Origin of the sequence: Halomonas sp. SIMBA_159 (assembly GCF_046536035.1) — a bacterium.
GTDB lineage: Bacteria > Pseudomonadota > Gammaproteobacteria > Pseudomonadales > Halomonadaceae > Vreelandella > Vreelandella venusta_A.
Window position 1 is genome coordinate 164,989 of sequence record NZ_JAWJBT010000006.1, and the last position, 9,077, is coordinate 174,065.

8 protein-coding genes and 1 tRNA gene are annotated in these 9,077 nt (G+C 57.7%); 1 reads left to right on the forward strand and 8 read right to left on the reverse strand.

Annotated elements, in window-relative coordinates; genetic code table 11:
* Positions 1–65: 65 nt before the first annotated feature.
* From htpX to R0J87_RS05920, 8 genes are all read right to left on the reverse strand, one after another.
* A complete protein-coding gene (gene htpX, locus R0J87_RS05885) occupies positions 66–971 on the reverse strand; it encodes a protease HtpX (protein WP_404345183.1) in 906 nt (301 codons plus the stop codon).
* 114 nt (positions 972–1,085) lie between these two features.
* On the reverse strand, positions 1,086–2,333 hold the full coding sequence (locus R0J87_RS05890; RefSeq protein ID WP_404345184.1) for a pyridoxal phosphate-dependent aminotransferase: 1,248 nt from the start codon (positions 2,331–2,333) through the stop codon (positions 1,086–1,088).
* Between the two features lie 55 nt (positions 2,334–2,388).
* Entirely contained in the window at positions 2,389–3,342 is a 954-nt protein-coding gene (gene ylqF / locus R0J87_RS05895) for a ribosome biogenesis GTPase YlqF (RefSeq protein ID WP_404345185.1), read from the reverse strand.
* Between the two features lie 94 nt (positions 3,343–3,436).
* Positions 3,437–3,835, reverse strand: coding sequence for a peptide-methionine (R)-S-oxide reductase MsrB (gene msrB / locus R0J87_RS05900; RefSeq protein ID WP_404345186.1), 399 nt, complete (start codon positions 3,833–3,835; stop codon positions 3,437–3,439).
* 146 nt (positions 3,836–3,981) lie between these two features.
* Entirely contained in the window at positions 3,982–5,568 is a 1,587-nt protein-coding gene (locus R0J87_RS05905; RefSeq protein ID WP_498884954.1) for a gamma-glutamyltransferase family protein, read from the reverse strand.
* A gap of 27 nt (positions 5,569–5,595) precedes the next feature.
* On the reverse strand, positions 5,596–6,921 hold the full coding sequence (locus R0J87_RS05910) for a TRAP transporter large permease (RefSeq protein WP_498884956.1): 1,326 nt from the start codon (positions 6,919–6,921) through the stop codon (positions 5,596–5,598).
* Between the two features lie 3 nt (positions 6,922–6,924).
* Positions 6,925–7,434: a TRAP transporter small permease subunit gene (locus R0J87_RS05915; protein ID WP_498884958.1), complete on the reverse strand. Its 510-nt coding sequence runs from the start codon at positions 7,432–7,434 to the stop codon at positions 6,925–6,927.
* Between the two features lies 1 nt (position 7,435).
* The gene (locus R0J87_RS05920) at positions 7,436–8,539 is read right to left on the reverse strand and encodes a TRAP transporter substrate-binding protein (protein WP_058576901.1); all 1,104 of its coding nucleotides are present in this window, start codon (positions 8,537–8,539) and stop codon (positions 7,436–7,438) included.
* A gap of 463 nt (positions 8,540–9,002) precedes the next feature.
* Here R0J87_RS05920 and R0J87_RS05925 point away from each other — a divergent pair.
* Positions 9,003–9,075: transfer RNA gene (locus R0J87_RS05925), tRNA-Glu, on the forward strand.
* Positions 9,076–9,077 lie beyond the last annotated feature (2 nt).

Below are 9,077 nucleotides of genomic sequence, written 5' to 3' on the forward strand. Positions count from 1 at the left end.
GCACAAGGCCCGCATTGGCGGGCCTTGGCGTACTTTATCAAGTGCTTTATCAAGCGCTTTACAGTTTACTGACGGTAAGCGGCTTCTTTTAGGGCGCGGATACGGTCATCCAACGGCGGGTGGCTGGCGAACAGCTGCTCCACCAGAGAGCGGGTTTGGCCTTTGGTGATCGCCATTGCGCGCAGGGTGTCCGGCATTTGGTCGGGCATCTCGGTTTCAGCCTTCAGGCGTGCCAGGGCGTTGACCATCGCACCGGTGCCTGCCAAGCGGGCACCCGCTTCATCAGCCCGGTACTCGCGGTAGCGGGAGAACCAAGCCACAATCGCGGAAGCGACGATGCCAAATACAATCTCTGCCACCATCACCACTGCAAAATAGCCTATAAAGCCCAGGCCACCTTCGCCGTCGCTGCGGCTTTTCAAGAAGCTATCGACCAAGTGGGCGACAATGCGGGCGAAGAACATCACGAAGGTATTCACCACGCCCTGAATCAGCGCTAGGGTCACCATGTCGCCGTTAGCCACGTGGCCAATTTCATGTGCCAGAACCGCGCGAACTTCTTCAGGACGCATGCGGTTGAGCAAGCCCGCCGAAACCGCTACCAGCGCATCGTTTTTATTCCAGCCGGTGGCAAAGGCGTTGGACTGCTGGGCGGGAAAGATGCCCACTTCTGGGGTTTTAATGCCCGCTTCCCGAGAAAGCTCGGCCACGGTGTCTACCAGCCACTGCTCGGTGGAGTTCGACGGGTTTTCGATAATCACCGTGCCGGTTGAGCGCTTCGCCATCCATTTAGAGATAAACAGCGATACCAGCGAGCCCGCCATACCAAACACAAAGCAGAAGATCAGCAGGCTGGTGAAGTTAATACCCTGGCTGTTGAGATAGCTCTCAACGCCAAACAGCCGCAGCGTAATGCTGGCGACCAGTAACACCGCTAAGTTAGTGGCTAAAAACAGCACGATTCGCATCATGGATGAAGATCTCCCTCAAGGTCATAACAAGTGTTAACGGAATGATGGCTTAGATACGTGCTTTTCATGTCAGTTTCAAGTCGCTGGTTGAGTGTCGATAGCTGCTGTCGATAACTACTGGCGATAGCGAGACAAGAAATTGGCAAAGCGGTCAAGCGCGTCGCCGAGCTGGTCGGCCCAGGGCAGCGTGACAATGCGCACGTGGTCAGGTTCTGGCCAGTTAAAGGCGGTGCCCTGTACCAGCAGAATTTTTTCCTGCAAGAGCAAGTCCAGCACCAACTGCTGGTCATCTTTAATATTGAACACTTTGGGGTCTAAGCGCGGGAACGCGTAGAGCGCGCCTTTAGGCGTCACGCAGGAGACCCCAGGAATCGCGTTGAGCTTCTCAACGGTAATGTCGCGCTGGGCCAGCAAACGCCCGCCCGGCAGAATCAAATCGTTAATCGACTGATAACCGCCTAGCGCCGTTTGAATGGCGTGCTGGGCAGGAACGTTGGCGCATAGTCGCATCGAGGCCAGCATGGTCAGGCCCTGAATAAAGTCCTTCGCTCGCTGTTTCGCTAGAGTGCCGGAAATAGTCATCCAACCAGAGCGAAAGCCCGCGCAGCGGTAGCTTTTAGACAGCCCGTTCATGGTGATCACCAGCTGGTCATCGTCGGCCAGCGCGCCGGTAGAGGTGTGCTCGACGCCGTCGTAGAGAATCTTGTCGTAGATCTCATCGGAGAACACCACCAGATTGTGCTCTTGGGCGATATCCAACACTTCCCGTACCACTTCCGGTGGGTAGACCGCACCTGTTGGGTTATTGGGGTTGATGATCACAATGGCGCGGGTGCGGCTGGTGACTTTGGCACGAATATCGGCCATATCTGGTGCCCAGTCGGCCTGCTCGTCGCACAGGTAGTGCACGCCGTGGCCGCCGGAAAGGTGGGCGGCTGCGGTCCAGAGCGGGTAATCCGGCGCGGGGATCAGCACTTCGTCGCCGTCGTTTAACAGCGCCTGCATGGCCATGACGATCAGCTCGGAAACGCCATTACCAATATAGATATCTTCGATACCCACCCCAGGAATCTGCTTACGCTGGCACTCCTGCATAATCGCTTTACGGGCGGAATAGAGGCCTTTGGAATCACAGTAGCCCTGGGCAGTGGGCAGATTGCGCATCACATCCTGCAGAATCTCTTCCGGCGCTTCGAAGCCAAACGGTGCCGGGTTGCCAATGTTGAGCTTCAAGATTCGCTGGCCTTCCTCTTCCAGGCGCTTGGCGTGGTCGAGTACCGGGCCGCGAATGTCGTAGCAAACGTTGTGCAGTTTGTGTGATTTTTTCAGCGTGTGTGATTCTCTAGGCTGCGGGGTGTCCATGGGGTGCGTTATCCAAAAGTGTCCAGTGCCGTGGAAGTGTTTGACGTGTGGCTCATTATGCGTCGGATGAGGCCGGGCTGTCTTGGTCGTTTTGCGCTGGCGGCGGCGGAATATCTGCCGGGGTTTCCAGCGTGACCCGGCCAAGCTTGCCATCGCGTAACTCATGCAGCAGTACTTCCGCGCCGCGGTGCAGGTCTACTTCGCCGCCAGGGCGCAGGCCGCCGCGTTTTCCGGCAATCTCCTTGAGAATGGCGTGGCCGTCAAACCCGGCAATAGCAAGGAAATCAGGCTTCTTCGGGCCGTCAGCATCGACTTCCTCCACCACGGGGGCTTCGTAGGTGGGCAGTTCTTTCAGCTTGTAGCGGGCGGTTAGCTCGGCAGGGTAGCGTTTGGCGAGCTCCGCGCTGGCAACAATGGCCACATCGGTATACTCAATGGCGGTATCGCGAATCGCGCCGCTGGCCGCCAAGCGGTAGGCGCTGGCCTGGTCTTCGATTTTGGGCCATAGCACCCCAGGGGTGTCGATGAGCGCTACTCGGCCATCAATGCGTACTTTTTGCTGGCGCTTGGTCACCGCAGGCTCGTTGCCGGTTTTGGCTATTTTGCGCCCGGCCAGGCCGTTAATCAGCGTCGATTTCCCTACGTTCGGGATGCCCATCACCATCACGCGCACGTCGCGGTCGGCGCGCACTGCACCCGCCAGCTCGTGGCAAAGCTTAGGAATCTTCTTAAGCTCGCGGGTATTGGTGGTGGTAATCGCCAGGGCGCGAGTGTCTTCCTGGGCGTCAAAAAAGGCTACCCACTCGTCGGTGCGAACGGGGTCTGCCAGGTCGGCGCGGGAAAGAATTTTCAGCACCGGCTTATGGCGGGTCAGCTCGGCCAGCATGGGGTTTGCGCTGGAGTAGGGCAGGCGCGCATCGAGCACCTCAATCACCACATCAATTTCCGGCAGCGCGTCCTTGATCTGGCGGCGGGCCTTGTTCATATGTCCGGGGAACCAGCCGAGCATGGGTTTCTCCTACAAGCACAAAAATACAAGCATAAAAAAGCGGGCGACCATTCTAACAGATGGTGCCCGCCTTGCTGTGCTTCCTTTCAGGGGGTTACTCGTCGGGGTGAAACTCTAACGAGACCGAGTTGATGCAGTAGCGTAAGCCGGTGGTCTCGGGCGGCCCATCAGGGAAAACATGACCTAAGTGAGCATCGCAGTGAGAACACACCACTTCCGTGCGAATCATTCCATGGGAGGTGTCGCGATTCTCTTCAACGCAGCGGGTGCCCAGCGGCCGATCAAAGCTTGGCCAGCCGCAGCCCGCATCGAATTTGTGCTCGTTTTCAAATAGCGGCGCGTGGCAGCAAATACAGTGATAGATGCCTTGGGCATCGCTCACTTGGTAGTCACCGGTAAATGGGCGTTCGGTGCCTTTCTCCCGTGCAACCCGGTACTGCTCTGGGGTGAGCTGCTTGCGCCATTCGTCGGGGGATTTGTCTATTTTCGCCATGGGGGTCTCCTCTCCCTCTGGTTACCGTAATCAGAGGCTTACTTGGCAGACTAGCCTATCACCGTTAGGCCTTCTTATGGCTAATGACAATAGGCTGCCTGCCCAAGTTCAGCATGTGCGAAAGTGGCAAAATCCGCCAGTGGGCTTTATACGCTCGCAGCGCCGCCGTTACTGCGCGGGTCGTGAGCGCTCTCAATCAGCCCGTCTGGGTGGCGCACAATGCCGCCTGCGTGGCCCATGGTGTCGCTGAAGGCTTCTGGCAGTACTTCTACGTCGTGGCCTGCGGTGGCAAGTTCGGTCACTAAGCGGTCATCAAAGCGCTCTTCTAACTTCAGGTTAGTGCTGGACTCTCCCCAGGTGCGCCCTAACAGCCAGCGCGGTGCGGTGACTGCCTGCTGTAGCGGCATGCCATGCAGCGCGTAACGGGAGAACACGGCCGCTTGAGTTTGCGGCTGGCCTTCGCCGCCCATGGTGCCGTACACCATGGTGCGACCATCATTAAACAGCGCCAGCGCTGGGTTAAGGGTATGGAAGGGTTTGCGACCAGGGGCTAAGCCGCGTAAATCGTCTGGGTTGAGAGAAAAGCTAATGCCGCGGTTTTGCCACAGCACGCCGCTTTCAGGCAGCACCACGCCGCTACCAAACTCCCAGTAGATGCTCTGAATAAAGCTCACCGAGCGGCCTTCGCTGTCGACAGTGCCCATCCAAATAGTATCGCCGGGCGCGGGCTCGTGAGGCCAAGGTAGCGCCTGTGCAGAGTTAATTTCGGCGGCTTCTGCACCAATGCGCTCTTCGCTGAGCAGTTCCTGCAGCGGCGTGGGCACTCGGTGTGGGTCTGTAACGTAGCGGTCGCGCAGCATAAAGGCGCGTTTGGTGGCTTCAATTAGCCCGTGCAGGTGGTCAAAGCCGTTGGGCTCGGCGGCTTTAATGCGCTCGTAAATACCCAAAATCATTAGCGACGCCATGCCTTGCGTCGGTGCGGGCAGGTTATACAGCGTAGCGTCATTGAGTTTTACGTGCAGCGGTGTGACTTGCTGGGCGCGGTAAGCGTGAAAATCAGCTAGGCGCAGCGGGCTGCCGAGTGCCTCTAAATCCTTCGCCATGCTGGCGGCAAGCTCGCCACGGTAGAAATCATCTAGGCCAGCATTGGCCAAGCGCTTTAACGTATTAGCCAAGCGCGGCTGGCGCAGGCGCTCGCCTTCACGGGGAACTTGGCCGTTGAGCAGCAGGGCATCGCTAAAGCCGGGGCTTTGGCTCAGGCGCTCTAGGTGTTTGGCGGTGAGGGTTTCCTGGCTTTGAGAAACAGCAATGCCCTCATCGGCATGGCGAATGGCATCGGCCAGCAGCGTGGGCAGCGGCAGCGCGTTACCCCAGCCCGCCGCTACGTTGAGCGCTTCCTGCCAGCCGCTGATAGTGCCCGCCATAGTAAGTGCGGCTTTTGGCCCACGTTCAGGGATCTGCGACTCACCGGCGTAAAAATCACGGTTGGCTAGTTGGGCGGCAGGGCCGCAGGCGTCGATGGCCACCGGCGCTTTGCCCGGTTCATGAATCAGCCAAAAACCATCACCCCCCAAGGCATTCATATGCGGGTACACCACGGCGATGGCCGCCGCCGCGGCGACCATGGCTTCGACGGCATTGCCGCCTTGCTTTAATACATCGCGACCGGCGCTAGCGGCAAGGTGGTGCGGGGCAACACAGCTGCCGCCGTAACTACGTTGGGTATGGAGCATTGAAAAGTCCTTTGTTATTGGTTGTGGTTACCAGCCAATGGCGTTAGGCAGCCACGTGGCAATGCTTGGAAAGATAAACACCAGCGCCACGGCTAAAAACTGTAGCCCGATAAACGGCAGCGCCCCTTTGTAGATATCTAGGGTGGTCACCTCTTTAGGGGCAACGCCCTTCAAGAAAAACAGCGACCAACCAAACGGCGGGGTAAGAAACGATGTTTGCAACACCAGCCCCACCAGAATGCCCAGCCATACCATATCCACGCCCATCTGCACGAAGAAGGGCAGAAAGAGCGGTAGGGCAATATAGCTAATCTCAATCCATTCCAGAAAGAAACCCAGCACAAACATCAGTAACAGCATAAACAGCAGTGCGCCAAGCTCTCCACCGGGCACCCAATCAAACATTCGTGCGACCAAGTGTTCGCCACCTAGCCCACGGAAGGCGAGACCAAAGACCTGAGCGCTGATCAAAATAAAGAACACCATGGCCGATATCACCAAAGTGGCTTTGGCCACTTCGCTCAACAGCGACACGGTTAAGCGTCCCGAGCAGGCAACAAACACCAGCGCCCCCAGCGCGCCCATGGCGGCAGCTTCTGTTGGGGCGGCAATACCTCCAATGATGGAACCCAACACGGCAAACACCAGCCCCACTGGCGGGCCCACCACAGTGATCACCTTGAACAGTAACTGCTTCTTGCTGAGCTGGGCTCGCTCTTCAGCGGGAATGGGTGGCATCATGCCGGGGTAGAGTTGGGCTACCACCAAAATCGCGATGATATAGATACCGGCCAGTGCCAGACCAGGCACCATGGCAGCGGCAAACATAGTGCCGACCGATTCCCCCAGAATTTCGGCCAGTAGAATCAGTACCAGGCTCGGGGGGATAATTTGCCCCAGCGTACCTGAGGCACAAATCATGCCGGTGGCCAGGGTTTTGGGATAGCCTCGGCGCAGCAGGGTTGGCAGAGTGAGCAGTCCAAGTGTGACGATAGTGGCTCCCACGATACCGGTGGCGGCCCCTAGCAGTACGCCCACGATAATAATCGCCACGCCCATGCCGCCGGAAAGCCCGCCGAACAGGTGGCCAATCACATCAATCAGCTCTTCGGCCAGCTTCGACTTCTCTAGCATGACCCCCATAAACACAAACAGCGGTATCGCCATAAAGGTGTAGTTAGTCACCACCCCGTAAATGCGCGATGGCAGCAGGTTGAACAGCATCGGGCCAAAGCCCAGGTAGCCAAACACAAAGGCAGTGACCGCAATACTGATCGCCACTGGAATGCCAATTAATAGCAGCACAAAAAAGGCGGCGATCATGCCGATCGCTAGCCACTCATTAGGAGACATGCGTTATTCACCTCGGCTTGGAAGGGCAAACCCCTGGCGCAGCGCGTGGGCCAGGCCCTGCATTGCCAATAAGAGAAAGCCAAAGGGGATCAGGGCTTTGAGCACCCAGCGAAGCGGCAGGCCGCCAGGGTTGGGGGAAGCTTCGTTACGTAGGTAGGACTGTTCCACCCAGGGCAGCGTGAGCCAAGCGATATACAGCCCCATGGCGAGCAGCAGCAGGCCACCAATCACTTCAATCACCCGCTGAAGCGCGGCGGGGAAGCGCTCATAAAACACATCGACCCGCACCTGTTCGCCCATAAACAGCAGATACGACATACCAAACAGAGCAATGGGGGAGATTAAGTGCCACTGCAGCTCTTGAAGCCATACGGCGCCAATGCTGAACAGGTAGCGCATCACCACATCGCCCGCGACCAGGGCCACTAGTACCACGCAGGTCCAAGCGGCGATCCAGCCAAACAGCCGGACCACCGCCTCGATCCCGTGGACAACACGTTCCACGCCTTGCATATCACACCCCGATGATGTCGTTTAACCAGGCACGTTCGCTGGCGCCTGCCCAGCGGTCATGGTTGGCCTTAAAGGCCATGTAGCTATCGTGTACTTTGCGCACTAGCGGGTCGGCGTTGGCTTCAGTGGCCAGTGTGTCCATAGTGGCTTCGCGCAGGGCGTTCACTACGGGTTCCGGGAGCATGCTGGCGGTCACGCCATGGTTATCAACAAGGTCGGTCATCGCTTCGCCGTTCACCGCTTCTGACCACGTCACGCTTTCCAGGCAGGCCGCCATACAGGCGCTCTTCACGATCATCTTCAGGTCATCAGGCAGTTCGTCCCAGTGCTGCTTGGAAATCAGCAGCTCGCCGGTGGTGGAAGGTTCGTGCCAGCCGGTGGTGTGGTAGAACTTGGCCGCATTTTGCAGCCCCATACGGCGGTCCTGGTAAGGGCCAACGAATTCAGCGGCGTCAATCACGCCACGCTCCAGGGCCGGGAAAATTTCACCGCCGGGCAGTACGCGGGCATCGACACCCAGCGCTGAGTACACTTTGCCTGCCAGGCCGGGTACGCGCATGCGCAGGCCGTTCAATTGGCCGATGTCTTCAATCGGCTCGCGGAACCAGCCGGTCATCTGCACGCCGGTGTTGTTGAGCGGAAGGGCGATCATGCCGTAGGGCGCGTAGACCTCTTCCCATAGCTCCAAGCCGCCGCCGTGGTACAGCCAAGCCATGTGGCCCATAAAACTCATGCCGAAGGGTACGGTGGTGAAGTACTGGGCAGCGAACGTAGTGCCCGACCAGAAGTAGCTGTTGGCCGCGTTCATTTGAATGGTGCCGCTTTGCACCGCCTCGAACCCTTCCAATGCAGGAATCAGTTCACCCGCAGAAAAATGCTGAATGTTTAAACGCCCGCCAGACATGGCGTTAATTTTGGCAATCACATCGGTGGGGCTGCCGGGGCCTTCTACATAGAAAGGTGAGCCGGGGCTGTAGGCGTTGGTCATGCGCCAGTTAAACCGTTCGGAAGACTGTGCTTTTGCAATAGAGGGCGCGCCCAGCACCAAGCCGGCGGTGGAGGTGAGCGCAGCGGTAGTGAGGAATTTGCGACGGGTAAAAGACATAAGGCACCTCAAGCAGTCAGGAGTAAGCATGGGTTGGCAGATGAGTCACGCCGTTTGATCACCAATGAAGTTGCAAGGGGTGTGCCAAAAAATCGATTTTATTTTAAATGAAAGATTTTTAGCGGTTTGTCATTACTTTTCAGACCTGTCGTGAGGCCTTAGCAGCGTGCCGATGAAATATAAAAGGAGCGCAATAGGGGAGCGTAATAGGAAAGAAGCGCCCGAGACGCGGGCAGAGTAGACATGCGTGCACCGCAATGAGGCGATAATTAGCCTAAAAGGCGTGGTCTGGCACTAAGTTTGCGCATCGCCTAGACGCATCGCTAGAGTAGGGGCGTATTCTGTAGGCGACATCTGGGTGTTGCCACGCAGACAAGGGGCAATAAACGTTTCTATATCAGAGTGCTTGACAGCTAGATGAGGTCTGGGTAACATACGCGCCACCTCGACGAGGCAATGAAACGTCCCATTCGTCTAGTGGTCTAGGACACCGCCCTTTCACGGCGGTAACAAGGGTTCGAACCCCTTATGGGACGCC